The 16,044-nt window shown below is 52.5% G+C and carries 12 protein-coding genes; 5 read left to right on the forward strand and 7 right to left on the reverse strand.

Annotated elements, in window-relative coordinates:
• Nucleotides 1-27 precede the first annotated feature (27 nt).
• The 5 genes from B157_RS0106725 (at nt 28) to B157_RS0106745 (ending at nt 7,626) form a co-directional block, all read left to right on the forward strand.
• Entirely contained in the window at nt 28-630 is a 603-nt protein-coding gene (locus B157_RS0106725) for a Maf family protein (protein ID WP_041951945.1), read from the forward strand.
• Nucleotides 631-663: 33 nt separating this feature from the next.
• Complete coding sequence (locus tag B157_RS0106730; RefSeq protein WP_020602597.1) at nt 664-3,507, forward strand: alpha-amylase family glycosyl hydrolase; 2,844 nt, start codon at nt 664-666, stop codon at nt 3,505-3,507.
• Nucleotides 3,508-3,520: 13 nt separating this feature from the next.
• Nucleotides 3,521-5,056 carry an alpha-amylase family glycosyl hydrolase gene (locus B157_RS0106735; protein ID WP_020602598.1) on the forward strand — a complete coding sequence of 512 codons (1,536 nt, stop codon included), beginning with the start codon at nt 3,521-3,523 and terminating at the stop codon, nt 5,054-5,056.
• Nucleotides 5,057-5,460: 404 nt separating this feature from the next.
• Nucleotides 5,461-6,399 carry an aspartate carbamoyltransferase catalytic subunit gene (locus B157_RS0106740; protein WP_026308540.1) on the forward strand — a complete coding sequence of 313 codons (939 nt, stop codon included), beginning with the start codon at nt 5,461-5,463 and terminating at the stop codon, nt 6,397-6,399.
• A 123-nt stretch (nt 6,400-6,522) separates the two neighbouring features.
• Nucleotides 6,523-7,626 (forward strand): vWA domain-containing protein, encoded by a 1,104-nt coding sequence (locus B157_RS0106745; RefSeq protein WP_020602600.1) that lies wholly within the window; start codon nt 6,523-6,525, stop codon nt 7,624-7,626.
• Here the strand turns inward: B157_RS0106745 and fbp are convergent.
• From fbp to B157_RS0106780, 7 genes are all read right to left on the reverse strand, one after another.
• Entirely contained in the window at nt 7,619-8,674 is a 1,056-nt protein-coding gene (fbp, locus tag B157_RS0106750; RefSeq protein ID WP_026308541.1) for a class 1 fructose-bisphosphatase, read from the reverse strand. The two genes, B157_RS0106745 and fbp, sit on opposite strands and share 8 nt — an antisense overlap.
• A gap of 145 nt (nt 8,675-8,819) precedes the next feature.
• On the reverse strand, nt 8,820-9,896 hold the full coding sequence (locus B157_RS0106755; RefSeq protein WP_020602602.1) for an Ig-like domain-containing domain: 1,077 nt from the start codon (nt 9,894-9,896) through the stop codon (nt 8,820-8,822).
• A gap of 16 nt (nt 9,897-9,912) precedes the next feature.
• A complete protein-coding gene (locus tag B157_RS0106760; RefSeq protein WP_020602603.1) occupies nt 9,913-11,025 on the reverse strand; it encodes a hypothetical protein in 1,113 nt (370 codons plus the stop codon).
• 109 nt (nt 11,026-11,134) lie between these two features.
• The gene (locus tag B157_RS0106765) at nt 11,135-11,428 is read right to left on the reverse strand and encodes a Dabb family protein (RefSeq protein ID WP_020602604.1); all 294 of its coding nucleotides are present in this window, start codon (nt 11,426-11,428) and stop codon (nt 11,135-11,137) included.
• 99 nt (nt 11,429-11,527) lie between these two features.
• Nucleotides 11,528-12,565 (reverse strand): sugar phosphate isomerase/epimerase family protein, encoded by a 1,038-nt coding sequence (locus B157_RS0106770; RefSeq protein WP_020602605.1) that lies wholly within the window; start codon nt 12,563-12,565, stop codon nt 11,528-11,530.
• A 182-nt stretch (nt 12,566-12,747) separates the two neighbouring features.
• Nucleotides 12,748-13,344, reverse strand: coding sequence for a YceI family protein (locus tag B157_RS0106775; RefSeq protein WP_020602606.1), 597 nt, complete (start codon nt 13,342-13,344; stop codon nt 12,748-12,750).
• 62 nt (nt 13,345-13,406) lie between these two features.
• Complete coding sequence (locus B157_RS0106780; protein WP_020602607.1) at nt 13,407-16,034, reverse strand: TonB-dependent receptor; 2,628 nt, start codon at nt 16,032-16,034, stop codon at nt 13,407-13,409.
• Nucleotides 16,035-16,044: the final 10 nt, after the last annotated feature.

Here is a 16,044-nt window from a genome sequence, read left to right on the forward strand (position 1 = left end):
ATTTTTGTGATTCGCTTTTTTACTTATATGCTCACATTACGCTATCCACTGGTACTGGCATCGGGGTCACCCCGCCGAAAACAACTCATGACCGATGCCGGTTTTTCGTTCACCATCGAAACCCGCCCCACCGACGAACTATTTTCCGAAACGATGCCCGTCGACGCCGTAGCCGAATACCTGGCCCGGCAGAAAGCGGAGCAATTTTTGCCGGATTTGAACGACCGAATCATTCTCTGTGCGGATACCGTCGTTATCGTAGACAGTCAAATCCTGAATAAGCCGCAGACCGAAGCAGAAGCCCGGCAGATGCTGCAACAACTATCGGGCCGGACGCACCGCGTTCGAACGGGCGTGGCTATTCTGGCACCTGATGCTACCGGTAAGCCTGACCTGCACTCGTTTACCGACGAAACAATCGTCCGGTTCGTCTCGTTGACCGCTGATGAAATTACCTACTACATCCACACCTGTAAACCGTTCGATAAAGCGGGTTCGTACGGGGCGCAGGATTTCATTGGCCTGGTGGGTATCGAACGACTGGATGGCTCGTTTTATACGGTCATGGGGCTACCCACGCACCGCGTTTATCAGGCTCTGAAAGCCTACGAAAGCAGGCCAGAAAATTGACTATTTTTATATACCACTTATCCTGAAAACGAGATGCGGGTATTATTTTACGCTTTACTGCTTGGCTATTGGCTGTGCCTGTCCGCCGTGGGTCAGGTCATTACGACCCAACCCACTTTCCCAACAGCCGATACCGAACTAACCCTCATCTTCGACCTGAAACTGGCGAAAGACGGCCGGGCACAGAGTCTTTTGGGAAAACAGAACGACGTGTACCTGTGGGCGGGGGCGGGTTCAACGGCAACCGGTAATGCCTTTGAGTTTCAGCCCGCCGGGCAAACTGACTTTTCAAAACCCTTTACGCCGGGTCTGATGACTGCCCTCGGCAATGACCGCTGGCAGATAAAACTAAAACCCCGTACCTACTTTGGCGTTCCTGCCGGTAAGCCCATCCGGCGGTTGGGCGTGCTCCTAAAAAGTGGCGATGGCAAGGCCCAGACGGAGGATTTATTCGTTCAGATTTACGACGACAGCTTTAACCTCTCCCGATTAGCCCCAGGCCAGAAACGGTTCTACGTCGAGGGTAATATCGATTTGTCGGTGCGGTACAAAGCGTCGCAAACAGCCACCTTTACGGTGCTTGTAGATGGTCAGTCTACCGCCAGTTCAACGGGTACCGATTCGCTCCGCACGACGCTGAACACGGGCAATCTGGCTGGTTTGCAACGCACGGTTGTGGTACGGGCAACATCGCTGAGTGCCACTCCCGCCACCACTGTTGCCGACACGTTTTTTTTCACGGTAAAACCCCGCCCGCCAGTAGCCGCCCTGACGATTGGGATACAGGATGGCATCAACTACACCGGGCCGAACCAGGCCACGCTGGTGCTGTACGCGCCCAAAAAGAGTTTTGTGTATCTGCTCGGCGAGTTTAACGACTGGACCATCAGTCCGGCTTACCTGATGAATCAGACGCCCGATGGCAACCGTTACTGGCTCGACCTGCCCAACTTACCGGCGGGAGAAACGGCTTTCCAGTACCTGGTGGACGGGCTGATTCCGGTGGGCGACCCCTACGCCGATAAAATTCTCGACCGGAACAACGACCCGTATATTTCACCCTCGACTTATCCGGGCCTGAAGCCGTTTCCCGCCAAAGCGCAGGGCAACATCGTATCCGTGTTGCAGCCGGGGCAAACACCCTTTGTGTTCCAGACAACCAACTTTCAGCGCCCCGCCGTGAACACAATGGTAGTCTATGAGCTACTGGTGCGCGATTTTGTGCAGGACCGGACGTATAAGACCGTAACGGATAGTTTGGCCTACCTGAAACGACTGGGCATCAACACCATCGAACTGATGCCGGTTACAGAGTTTTCGGGTAACGATTCGTGGGGATACAATCCCACCTACTACTTCGCGCCCGACAAAGCATATGGCCCCAAAGATGCGCTGAAACGATTTATCGACGCAGCGCACAAACAGGGTATTGCCGTGGTACTTGATATGGTGCTGAATCAGGCCGATTACGAATTTCCGTACGTAAAAATGTACTGGGCAGGCGACCGCCCCTCTGCCGACAGTCCGTATTTCAACCAGCAGGCCACGCACCCGTACAGTGTCTTTTTCGATTTTAACCACGAGAGCCGCGATACCAGAAACTTCGTTGACCGGGTTTGTGCCTATTGGTTACAGGAGTATAAAATTGATGGGTTCCGGTTCGACCTCTCCAAAGGCTTTACCCAGAAAAATACGGGGAACGATGTAGGGGCCTGGGGTGCGTACGACGCCAGCCGGATTGCTATCTGGAAACGGATTTACAACCAGATTCGCACCGTCGACCCGACCGCCTACGTTATTCTCGAACATTTTGCCGACGGTCAGGAAGAAACCGAACTGGCCAACTATGGCATGCTGCTCTGGGGAAATCACAACGGCGATTTCCGGGGGGCAACCCGCTCGGCGCAGGGAGACTTTTCGGGTCTGTCGTACCAGAAACGTAATTTTCAGCAGCCGAACCTGGTGGGTTACGCCGAAAGCCACGACGAAGAACGACTTGTGTACGACGTGCGGCAGAACGGCCTGACAACAGGTAGCTACAGCGTCAAATCATTACCTATCGCCCTCGACCGGGCCAAACTGGCCGCAACCTTCCTGCTGGCCACTCCCGGACCAAAGATGATCTGGCAGTTTGGCGAACTGGGTTACGACCTGTCCATCAACACGTGCTCCGATGGCACGACTATCAAAGACGATTGCCGCACAGCTGCCAAGCCCGTTCGCTGGAACTATTACCAGGATACAGACCGGCTGAAACTGTACAAAGTATACAGTGCACTGGCGAAGCTGAAAACCACCGTACCCGCCTTTGCCACCACCGATTTCACAACTGATTTTAGCGGTGTTGTGAAGCGACTAACGTTACGGAGTACATCGGGAACGGTATTTCTGATTGGCAATTTCGACGTGAAGGCGCAGACGGTCAACCTGAGTTTTCCAGCCGGGGGGAAGTGGTACCACTTCTTTTCGGGGCAGGAGGTTCAGGTAGATGACGTGAACCGATCGGTTACGCTGGAGCCGGGAGCTTTTCATCTTTATTCGACCACTAAACTCCCCACGCCCGAAGCGGGGCTGGTGCCTTTTGCCGTAGTGCCAGGTCAGGTAACGGCCCTCACCGACGAACCCATCGACCAGATCACCCTCTCCCCCAATCCGACAGACGACTACCTGACGGTGAAGTTAACAGGCGGCTACCGCGGCATGGTCGATTTTAGCCTCCGTACAGTGACCGGGCAACCAATCCAGACCTTCCAGATTCGCAAACCGGTCGATGTAGTCAGTCGGCCCATCAGTCTGCAATCGCTGCCCGCGGGTGTGTACTTTTTGCAGGTACAGCAGGGTAACCGGCAGCGATTGTTAAAAGTAGTAAAGCGTTAAACAAAGTCAGTCTATGTTGGCAGTTAGTGAACCGGATGTCTCTCCATCCGTTTTGGTACCCGTTGGCCAGACGGGTGTGCATTACGAAATCTTCGTTCGTTCCTTCGCCGACTCCAACGGCGACGGTATCGGCGACCTCAACGGGATAACCAACAACCTCGATTACCTCAAAGACCTGGGCGTGTCGGCCATCTGGCTCATGCCCATCAGCCCCTCACCTACTTACCACAAGTACGACGTGACGGACTACTACAGCATCGATCCCGAGTACGGCACGATGGATGATTTCAAACGGTTGATTTATGAAGCGCATCGGCGCAGCATTGCGGTTATCATTGACCTGGTGCTGCACCATACCAGCATCCGGCACCACTGGTTTCAGGAATCGGCCAAAGGACCGGATAATCCATACCGGAAGTTCTACAACTGGCTGCACCCCCACGAAATCAAAGCCCGCAAACTGGCCACCCGCGACATCACCGCCGATTCGGGTGAACGCAACCCCTGGCATTCGGTAAAAGGCTCAACCAGCCCCGAGCAATACTACGGTATGTTCTGGAGTGGTATGCCCGACCTGAACTTCGACTACCCGCCACTGCGCGAAGAAATTTTCACCATCGTTCGCTACTGGCTCAATGATATAGGCGTAGACGGCTTTCGGCTGGATGCGGCCCGGCACCTGTACCGGGAAGCGGAAGAGCCGAAAAATCATGCGTTCTGGGAAGAGTTTGGCAGGGTGGTGGAAACGGCCAAACCGGGCGCTTACTCCGTGGGCGAAGTGTGGACCCGGCCGGAGCGCATTGCGCCTTACTTCCGGGGGCTGAAAGCCAATTTTAACTTCGATTTGCAGTTGATGATTCCCGAAATCATTCGGCGGGAGGATGATACCGAAGATCTGATTGAATTTATGGCCTACGTCCACGGGGCATTTGCCAACGTCAACCCGCAGTTCATCGACGGACTTATTTTGTCGAACCACGACCAGAACCGAATTGGCAGTTTGCTGAAAGGCAACCTGAATCACTTGAAGGTAGCGGCCAACCTGCTCCTGACCCTGCCGGGCCTGCCCTACCTGTACTACGGCGAAGAAATCGGGATGCTGGGCATGAAACCCGACGAGCACATCCGGGAGCCATTCCTGTGGGACACCCGCGACCAGGACCGGCAGCGCACCCGCTGGCGACGCGGCACTTACACCACCAGCCAAACCGTCAACCCACTAGCCCGGCAACAGGCCGACCCCGACTCTCTGGTCAATCACTACAAGCAACTGATCAACTTCCGCAACAGTCACCCCGTACTGAACGATAACCTGAGCCGACTGGAGCAGACAGGTATCCGGCAAAAAGGGACCGTTTCGTTTATCCGGCGTTCGGGCAATGGTCAGCGTGTACTGGTCGTACATAACCTGACCAGAAATCCCATCGAAGTCGTTTTCTCCCCCGGCGAAACCTGGTGCCAGCGCGTCGTATTCGCTACGGCACTGGGCAGTTCGGTATCAGACAATCGGGTTCTGATACCGGGGTACGGGTGTGTAGTGTTGGAGTGAGTAAGCCGTTCCAGCTTTCATCTTTTTGTGGTGACAGCAGTGAAACATCGACTTGTCTTTTTGCTTCGTTACGCAACCGGTAACGCACAAGGTTAGCTAACATTATTTTCATTCTAGCCGATGGCCTAGGCTATGGTGATATGGATTTTAGCGGATAAAGACACCCAATATTGACCGGCTGGCGAAAAAAGAGATGCCGTTTACCCTACCAAAAGTCATAACGTAGCCGCTCAAAACCCGGACCGTGCCCGTCAGCTCAGTCAGTTGATGAGCGAGTCGCACATCGAATCACCCCTGTTTCCGTTCCAAAACGACTGAATCAGCTTCTTTACTGATAACTTTATCGCTCAGCGGCCTATCTTTGCCCAATTTTATCGGACCGCCGAAGCGGTCGCATTATTCCCATGGCCCAATCGACCCATCGAACTGCCCTCAGCGTCCGCCATTTGGTGGGTATCAAAGAACTGACCGAGTCCGACATTCAGCTTATTCTGGATACAGCCGGGCAATTTAAGGAGGTCATCAATCGCCCGATCAAGAAGGTCCCATCGCTGCGTGATATTACTATTGCCAACGTTTTCTTCGAGAACTCTACCCGTACGCGGCTGTCGTTCGAGCTGGCGGAAAAACGACTGTCAGCCGATGTGGTCAACTTTTCCGCTTCGGGAAGCTCGGTCAAAAAAGGGGAAACCCTGCTGGATACAGTCAACAACATCCTGGCTATGAAGGTAGATATGGTCGTGATGCGGCACAGCAGCCCCGGCGCCCCGCACTACCTGACCAAACACATCAAAGCTAACGTAGTCAACGCGGGCGATGGCACCCACGAGCATCCCACCCAGGCGCTGCTGGACTCCTTTTCCATCCGCCAGAAACTCGGCGATGTAGCGGGGAAACGGGTAGCTATTATCGGTGATATTACCCACTCGCGGGTGGCTTTATCCAATATTTTTTGTCTGCAAAAGCAGGGTGCGGAAGTGATGGTTTGCGGCCCCAAAACTCTGATTCCGAAACACATGGCATCACTGGGTGTGAAGGTGGGGCACGATGTACGGGCCGCCCTGGCCTGGTGCGATGTGGCCAACGTACTGCGCATTCAGCTGGAGCGGCAGCAGATCAAATATTTCCCTTCCCTGCGCGAATACTCCCTCTACTTCGGCATCTCGAAGCAGATGCTCGATGAGTTGGACCGGCCCATCGTACTCATGCACCCCGGCCCCATCAACCGGGGCGTCGAACTCACCTCCGATGCAGCCGACTCGGCCCACAGCATCATTCTCGATCAGGTAGAAAACGGCGTAGCCGTTCGGATGGCCGTACTGTATCTGCTGGCACAGCTGTAATAGTTCACGGCTTTTTCTGGTTGTAATTGATCAGGCTTGTGGCCCTTGGCAAGCGAACAAATCCGCGAATCGCACTGTTCTTCTGGCGTACCCTACGACTGACTTACTCATTGACGATTTTTTATGAAAGGTTTTCAATTCTCCGACTTTGTGCCGCCCGAACAGAAAGAAGGCAGCAATTTTGATAAACTGCTGAATATCTTCCAGCAACTGCTACTGCTCACTTCCGGCGATGTGGAACAGGCTATGTCCTGGATGAGCCAACTTGACCGGCAGTATGGGCTGACCGATGACAAATACGGCATCGGTAACTTCTTCGACGACCTTAAGGAAAAAGGCTACCTGACCGAAGAGAATCAGGAGGGTAAACTGGTAATGACGCCCAAAAGTGAGCAGACTATACGCCGGGCCGCCCTAGAAGAAATTTTCGGCAAACTCAAGCGCTCGAAGTCAGGAGGTAACCACAATACGCCCTATACAGGCACCGGCGATGAGCTGAGTAGCGACCTGCGCACCTACCAGTTTGGCGATTCGCTGGAACAGATTTCCATGACCGAGTCGATCAAAAACGCGCAGATCAACAGCGGGGTAGAAGAGTTTACGCTGATGGAGCGCGATCTGGAAGTAACGGAAAAAGAGCAGAAAACCCAGACCTCCACCGTACTAATGATTGACATCAGCCACTCGATGATTCTGTACGGCGAAGACCGCATTACCCCCGCCAAGAAAGTGGCCCTTGCGCTAGTAGAGCTAATCAAACAGAAATATCCCAAAGACACGCTTGACATTGTGGTGTTCGGCAACGATGCCTGGCAGATTCAGGCGAAGGAACTCCCCTATCTGGAAGTTGGCCCCTACCACACCAATACCGTTGCCGGACTGGAACTGGCGATGGATTTGCTGCGTCGGCGGAAGAACAAGAACAAGCAGATTTTCATGATCACCGATGGCAAACCAACCTGCCTGAAAGAAGGAATCAAGTACTACAAGAACTCCTTCGGGCTGGACCGGAAGGTGGTGAGCAAAACCCTGACCCTGGCCGCACAGGCCCGTCGGCTGGAGATTCCTATTACCACGTTCATGATTGCCTCCGACCCGTACCTGAAGCAGTTTGTGCAGGAGTTCACGAAGGTGAACAATGGCCGGGCCTACTACAGTGGTCTACAGGGACTGGGTAATATGATGTTCGAGGATTTCCAGCGGAACCGTCGGAAGAACATTAAATAGCCGCCGTCGACGCCTGCTTACTGACTGGTTTTGGATTTACCAGACTCATCAATTCATCGACCATGACGGGTGCGCCGATGTACAGGGTGGTGCGCTGGTGTACATCGGTAGGCTGAATATTCAGAATGGATTCGGTATCGTTAACCGCCCGGCACCCGGCCCGTTCCGCAATGAAGGCCAATGGATAGCATTCGTACAACAGCCGAAGTTTACCGTTCGGATTGGCCGGTGTGGGTGGATACAGATAAATGCCGCCTTTCAGCAGATTCCGGTGAAAATCGGCCACCAGCGACCCAATGTACCGGGCAGAAAACTGCCGCTTCCGGCACAATGTCAAATAGGTTTTCACCGCTATGCCATACGAATCAACATTGCCATCATTACAGGAATAAGTAGCTCCGTCCTGTGGAGTTTTTATGTCGGGGTGGGAGAGAATGAATTCGCCCAGCGACGCATCATACGTAAAGCCATTGACGCTATGCCCGGTGGTGTACACGAGCATAGTTGACGAACCATACAAAATATAGCCGGCCGCTACCTGTTCGTGTCCACCCTGCAAAAAATCGGCAATCGTCGGTTCACTGCCGATGGGACTAACCCGACGATAGATAGAGAAAATAGTACCGATGGATACATTTACGTCAATGTTCGATGACCCATCCAGCGGGTCAATAGCCACCACGTATTTCCCTTTATTATTCCCGGTAAGAATCATCTCTTCTTCCTCTTCCGAAATCAGGGCGCATACTTCGCCCCCATTAGTCAGTGCCCGCCGGAACCGGATATCGGCAATGACGTCCAGTTTCTGCTGGTTTTCACCCTGCACATTCTGCTGTCCCATACCCCCGGTCAGATCAATTAGCCCCGCCCTATTTACCTCACGATGTACTATTTTACCGGCCAGGGCAATATCCCGTAACAGTTGAGATAATTCGCCGGTGGCAAAAGCAAAGGCGTGTTGCCGATGCATGATGTACCGGTCGAGGGTAGTGCCAACAGGCAATGCCAAAGGGTGTGCGTGTGTTGGGTCAAATGGTGCAGTGTTCATAATCAAACGTATAGAGAGTAAGAGTAGGGCTAAAACAGCCAGTTTATCTCATAAATGAGTTGATTGTAACTCTTGAAGAGAAAGTAAACAGTGGCTGATGGATACCCTTTCGGCAGCGGAAATCAGGATATGGAAACTGGTAATCTTATTTTACCCGGAATAGCATGTCAACGAAAAGATGGGGCGTAGGGGACTTATTTTTACGGGTGATATCCCGGTCAAAAGGGCGATTCAGATTATTACCAGCCAAATCCTCCAGTCGGCTCTCTATTTTCAGGCGATACTGTCCGGTATTCCACGACATCACCGGTTTGAACAGGCCGCGCTTTTCCTCATCGACGGGTTGCCATTTTCCCGCAATAGCCCTCCCCTCTTCATCTATAACGTGTAACGTTTCGGTGAGTAAACTATAATCCAGCGGCTCACCGAAGGTAACCTCCAGAGGGTCTAGACTTCCCTGTTTCGGCTGGTTGATTGACCACTGCTCAGGGTCGGGAGAAAGGCTGTCTCGGGGAACCGTTACAAACGATTTTGTCGCGCTCCGTCCCAGCGTGGCCCCCTGCGTATCGGGCCAGTTGGCAGAAACGACTATCTGATAGGGAACGCCCGTTTGTAAGGGTGCTCCCAGGCGTTTGTTTGGCTGCAAATCGCGTTTAATACGACCGGGGTCCAGCCAGAGCGTGAGTAGCGTTCGGTCGGCATTCCAGAGTTCCGGTTGCAAATCGAGCAATACACCGGGCAGGGTATCATTCTTATTTTTCAAAATAGCTACGTACTTCGGCGACTGCCCTTCCCGCATGGGTCTCGAAAAATGAAGATATATTTTCAGCAGATTTTCGGGCAATGAATCCTGTGTGGGATATATGCCCAGTACCGTTGGTTTATCGTCGGGATTGAGGTTGGGAATGGCGACTTCCCCAAGGCGTTTATTGCCTAACCAGATGGTGTAGTGTAAACCACGCGTGAGAGGAATCAGGGGTTCAAAGAGGATGTCGTTGTCGGCCAGTTGAAACTGCCCCAACATGGACGTTTCGTTACCCGCCAGTCGTACGGCCATCCGTTGATTCAATGAATCGGCCGCAACAGCCAGTGCGAGTTGTCGGGGTATGCGTAGTCCGGTGGCCCGTTTATCGGCCCATCTGATTCGGATGCCCGCATCCTCGGTTGACTGTTGACAGGAAACAAAAAAAATCAGGTTACACCCAATGTATAACCTGATCAAAAAGCACCAGCAACGTTTATAAGTACCGCTCATTAGATGTCCAAAGGTCAAGACTACCATTTGAGCGACGCTGGAGCAGCACCATGTGGGTATCGTCCAGTTTGTCGAGCTGGATCACGTTTGTGAGGGGCAACGAGACAAAATCCACCCCGGCGGTCGCGAAGTTTTCCACAACGGGCGTAGTCAGCGAACCCTGATACTCCTCCAGATTCTTGTACTTAACCTTGAATACCGGCCGACTTGAGTTGGCCATCATCAGGAAGGATTCATCCCCCTTTTTCATAATCACCATATCCAGGGGCGAGTTACCGCTTCCCATTTCGGCCACCGTACGGCCTTTTACGTGACTTCCGGCCTTCAACTCATCCAGCGGAAACAATACTAGTGGCGTACAGGTATAGCTGGCCAGCAGGTATTTTTTACCCTTTATTTCGGTCGTCGTAAAGGTTTTGATGGGCGCCATTGTCTCGTACTTGCCATGGGCCGCGTGGTAAATTTCGAGCGACGCCTGGTTCTGCGTGTTGGTAAACGGAAAGGGAATACTACGAAACGTAGAGCCAAATTCCTGATTCGACAACCCGCTAACCATCACTTTTCCGTCGGCATAGCCCATGTCGGAAATAGACGCCACGCGCAGGGATTCGCCCCGGCGATCTTTTGCATCTTCGGCGGCAACGTTGGTCAGCGCGAGCATGGAAAACGGAACGTCTTTCAGCGATACAGCCGATAGTTTATCGCCTTCTATTTTCAGCAAAACCGGCGTACCATCGCTATGCTGCACAGCGCAGTACACGTTCTTCGATACGGGGTTGACGGCAATATCCTGAATGGTAATATTGGCCACTTCGGTACCCAACAGGGCGGCAATTTTCTGGTCAATATTCTTGATGTCGGCTCCGGCAGATTTGTCCACAGGAGCGGCATCTTTGGTATCGACGGCAAAAACGGTGGCACTCTTCCCATCGCCGATAAACAGCACACCGTCGGGGCCGAACGTCAGCGCGTTGATGGACTTGATGGAGGGCGTTCCGGTCACCATTCCATACTGATTCTGGATGGGGCGGGTCGTGGTAGCCAGAAATAAAAGTCCGGCAACACCGAGTGCCAGTATAGCATACGTTTTTTTCATATGGATTGGGGTTAATCGTTTACAAACACGTTGATTATGAGGCCTAATGTACTCATAATTAGTCTAACTTTCAAGCCATACCCGTTGATTATCAGGAAGTATTACCCCGTTACGGCAAGGGTTCATAGTCTATTTCCAGGAAATCATCGACGTTCTTCGCCCAGTAGGTTTGTACGAAGTGAACATGATCCGGGTGGTGGTTGTACTGCTCGTACAGCGTAGCATTGTCGAACTCCATAGACAGACCAAAATCGAAGTTATTTTTGGGGCTGATCTGTTTCAGGCATTCAAAGTTGCGCACACCCGGAATAGCGGCCAGCTTCCTTGCAGCTGTAAAAAAATCGTTCGTTTCCGGCGAGGCTGGCGGATTCTTCAGTTTAAAAACAACAGTGTGCCGTATCATACAGTCGGTTTTGACTTTCAAGGCTTGTCGGGTAGTAATCTGACAGAAAAACCAATAGTGTCGATTGGTAACCGTTTGACAACGACCAATTATACACAGTTAACTCAGGGCATTCCGGCAGTAGTCCAGACACTTTTTCACCTCGGCTACGGAGGTCGAACCAGCAGGAATTTTGTATTCCAGTTCCACCGTAGCAGGGAAGGTATACTTCTGGTCGCGCATCAGTTTCAGCACCTGAAGCAATGGCGTATCTCCCTGTCCCCAGGGAAGATTCCCCTTTTCGTGTTCGGGCGTCTGACGGTCTTTGATGTGCATACTGGCAATCCGGTCGTGCTTCAGTTTCACAAATCCAATGGGGTCGGTGTTACCAGCCGCTACGAAATGGCCTAAATCCAGGTTCAGCATATTGGCTGGCGACTGGGCGAGGGCGGTATCCCAAAAGGTGGGTGTTTGCTGCTCATGCCCGTGATAAGCAACCTTCATCCCCTGTTTTTGGGCCATCGTCCCTAGCTTAAGGGTTTGGGCATCATTACCGGGATGTTCGAGCGTGACTTGACTGGCACCCAGTAATTTAGCCGCTTTCAAGCCATATTCAATTTCAGCGTCAGAACTCTGCATGCCAAACGTGTCGGGTTTGAAGGCGTAGATTTTCACACCCGCCTGGTTGTACATCTTCCGCATCTGCTCAAATTTGTTCATGGGGGCAGACAGCCGCCATTTGGTTATCTCCTGCCGGTACGCTTTCATCTGAGCTTCGGCTTCATCCAGCATTTTGTTCTCATCCGCTGTCAGTTCCTGCTTCTCCCGGCGTTTCCGCATTAGGGGAAATACCGTTTGCATGTTAACCGTGTTTTTCGGTGCCCCGGCAAACGACTCGGCCGGACCGCCCATCAGCTCAATCGCACTGATCCCACTGTCGAGTACATAGTTCAGCGTGGCCTCGGCACTCTGGTCGGGCATATCCCGGAACGAGTACGTGATAGCCCCAATCTGTACACCATTTATCAGTGAATTCGGTTTACCCAGATTACGGATGTAGGCGGGTGCGCCGAACAAGTTGTTGCTGCTGAGTACGGCTCCCGAAACAAGGGCTGCCGTGGCACCCAGGAACTGACGGCGTGATGGTTGATTTTTCATTTGTTTACGTTACTAGTGTTAACTGGTTTAGTCGATTTCCGCTGACTCCGAAATGAGTCAGGCGATATGATTTCAAAAGCATAAAAGACAGGCTATTATACCTGTCTTTTACTAAAGATGGGGGTAGAAAAAGATTGGTATACCAGCCCAGACGTGTTAATGGGTATACCCATGCGGGGTTATTACTTCTTATCGGCTACAGCGGTATCCTGCTTCACAAATTCACCGGCAGCTTTGATTTCTACTTCTTCACTAACCACAGCCGTTGAGGAAGACCCTACGCCGAAGTCGGAACGCTTTATGGTACCGCTGATTTTCAAACCAGCTTTCTCCTGCTTGCCGCGCGGATTTTCCATCGTTACGGGGCCCGTCAGAACAGCCTCCAGGGTCACGGGCTTTGTAACGCCGTGCATGGTGAGGTCGCCGGTAAGGCTGTATTTCTTGCCGTCCACTTTTTTGAACGAGGTACTTTTGAATGTCAGCGTTGGGAACTTGGCTGCGTCGAACCAGTCGGGGGTTTTCAGGTGGCCATCGCGCCGGTCGTTCTCGGTGTTGATGCTGTTTACGTCGGCGGTCAGCTCGATCATCGCATCGGACAGGTCCGGTTTCGCCGACATGATTTTGACATCGAACGTTTTGAAGTTACCGTCTACTTCCGACAGCATCAGGTGCGTAACCGAAAAACCTACTTTGGAATGGGCTTTGTCTACCGCCCATGTTTGTGCGTTGGCAACCGAAAAAGTAAGGAACGCGGCAACGGTGAATACGAATGATTTCATGGGAAAAATTTGATTGGTAAAACTGGTGAAACTATACTAAAACGAACGGGGTATACTAACGATTATCTTGGCCGATTGGCGGCTGGTGCGGCCTGTTGCTGACCACCAGCGTCGCCACCGCCTTCACCTTTCACGTCGTCGTTGCTCACCGAACGAGCCTTACGACGGGGTTCTTCAAAACTCATCTTGCCAATCCGGTATGTAAAGGTTACTTTCAGGTTAGCGTTGTATAAGTGATTGACGTTCACCTGCGATAGTAGGGGTGAGTTCAGGGTGCTGCGCATGGTTATACCGTTTCCGGCAAAGTTTTCGGCAGCCAGCCCAATGCTGCCCCGCTTACTAGCCAGGTCTTTCCGAACGCCCAGCGAGTACATGTAAAAACTGCCCTGCGTACCCTGCAACTGGGGGCTTGGTCCCCGGAAGAAACTGAACACCTGTGCACTCCATCCCTTGTTGAGTTGTAGCTGACTCATTAGTCGGCCCCCAATACTGACCCCGGTATTGCTGATCATCATGGATTTGCCGTCAGCCCCAGGTGTCAGGCCCTGCATGTACACGTAGTACCCATCCAGACCACCGTTTATGCTCCACTTTGCCGTCAGGTTGGTGTTGAAGAAGACGTTGGCCCCAGCGGTACGCTGCACCCCGATATTTTGATACGTGGTAATGATTCCTCCGGCCAGCGTATCCGATGGAAGCCGGATTTGCGTGATAGCGTTGTTGGTCAGTCGGCCAAACAGGGCGGCATTCAGGTACGTTTTTTTGATGGTCGAACTCAGGCTCAGTTCAGCGTTGTCCGTCAGTTCGGGTTTCAGCGTAGGATTTCCAACCATCACCGTCTGCGGGTTGGCCGCGTTCGGGTTAGGGTTCAGTTGCTGCAAACCCGGCCGCTGAATCCGGCGGTTGTAAGCAGCTTTCAGGGTGGTTCCGCCTTTCAGATTTTTTGACACATTGATGCTGGGCACCAGATTGCCGTAGTTAGGGATGGCCAGGGGAGTACTCCCTTTTTGCTCCGTCGATTGCGTCGCCGTTATGCCCGTATGTTCGTAGCGCGTTCCCACCTTAAAGGTGTACTTGCTGGGCGTTACGTAGGTGTACGAAACATAACCGGCACCAATGTTCTGGCTGTACAAAAGCGAGCCTGCGGGATTGGTAGGGTCAAAGATCAGCTCACCGGAACTGCTGCCCACCTGATACTGGTAATGGCTGTCGACCTGCCGCATGATGGCTTTCCCTCCAAACTCCAGCAGCTGATTTTTCCGGATGGGTGTCTGATAGTCCGTCTGGATGGTCATTTCCTGGTTGGTATTGTTGTTCAGGTTCCGCTGGCGCCCTGTCAGGGCACCCATATTGTTCAGTATGTCCGCATAAAAATTATTTGTCAATCCCGTACGGCTGTACTGCGTTGAGATAGACCACTCCTGCTGCGGTTTGAAGGTGTGAATGTAATCCAGATTCATATCGACCGAGTTGGAAAGATCCTTTCGGTTCACATCACGATTGGTCATGGTCAGCAACGAGTCGATACTCCGCGAGGTTTGGGTATACGTACTGGTTAGCTGCTGCTGCTGCTGGATGAAATTACGGGTACCATACCGGACGTTAGCCGTCAGCGACTGATTTTTAGCCAAATCATAATCGAACCCCAGCGTATACTGACCGAAAACCGGCTTGTCGAAAGCCGTTGCCTGTTGGCTGGTCCGCAGGAGTTGCGAGCCAACCAGCGTTGTCTGGTCCAGCGTTGAGGAAGCCCGGTTGTACATAGCCCGCCCAAAACCACCCAGGCTAATACCCAGTTTACCCTGTCGGAATGAACCGTTCAGACCCAGGTTAGAGGCCCGTAAACCTGCGCCCGCATCTACATTCAGCGTCAGGCCGTGCAGCGTAATTTTTTTGGTGACAATATTAATGATACCTGCTGCCCCTTCCGCATCGTATTTGGCGGATGGACTGGTAATCACTTCCACCGTTTTAATCATATCGGCGGGAATCTGCTTGAGCGCATCGGCCACGCTGGACGCTACGATGGTAGACGGTTTGTTATTGATCAGCACCCGAATATTTTGGCTACCGCGCAGGCTAACATTACCATCCAGGTCAACGGACAGCATCGGCACGCGTTTCAACACATCCGATGCGTCGCCCCCTTTTGATGTCATGTCTTTATCGGCGTTGAACACCAGCCGGTCCACTTTTTCTTCAATCAGTGCGGCTTGTCCCGTTACCACTACTTCGCCCAGGGTGCGGATATCGGCCGGGAGTTTTACCGCTCCCATAGTCAGGTCTGTTCCTTTGGCAATGGTGAAGGGCTGGGAGTCAACATTTTTGTAGCCGATAAACGAGTACTGAAGCCGGTAGTCGCCAGGGGCTAGTTTATTCATCGAGAACTGTCCTTTGGCATCGGACGTAGTCCCATCAATGGGTTTGTTGGTTTTAACACTCATCAGGGCAATCGTAGCAAACTCAACGGGTTTACCCGAAATGGAATCGACCAGAATGCCGGTAATTTTACCATTGCCTTTTGGGGCATCTTCCGTTACGCCCGTAAATTCCTTTTTACGCTGATTATCCTGACCGAAGCCGCCGGGTCCACCAGGGCCACCACCCGGAGGGCCGAACTGAGCGAATACCGATAGGGTTTGCGTAAAGAGACCCAGGGTGAGGAACAGGAAGAAGATGTGCTTTTTCATTCGTATCGGG

It is taken from the genome of Spirosoma spitsbergense DSM 19989, from assembly GCF_000374085.1.
GTDB classification, from domain to species: Bacteria; Bacteroidota; Bacteroidia; order Cytophagales; family Spirosomataceae; genus Spirosoma; species Spirosoma spitsbergense.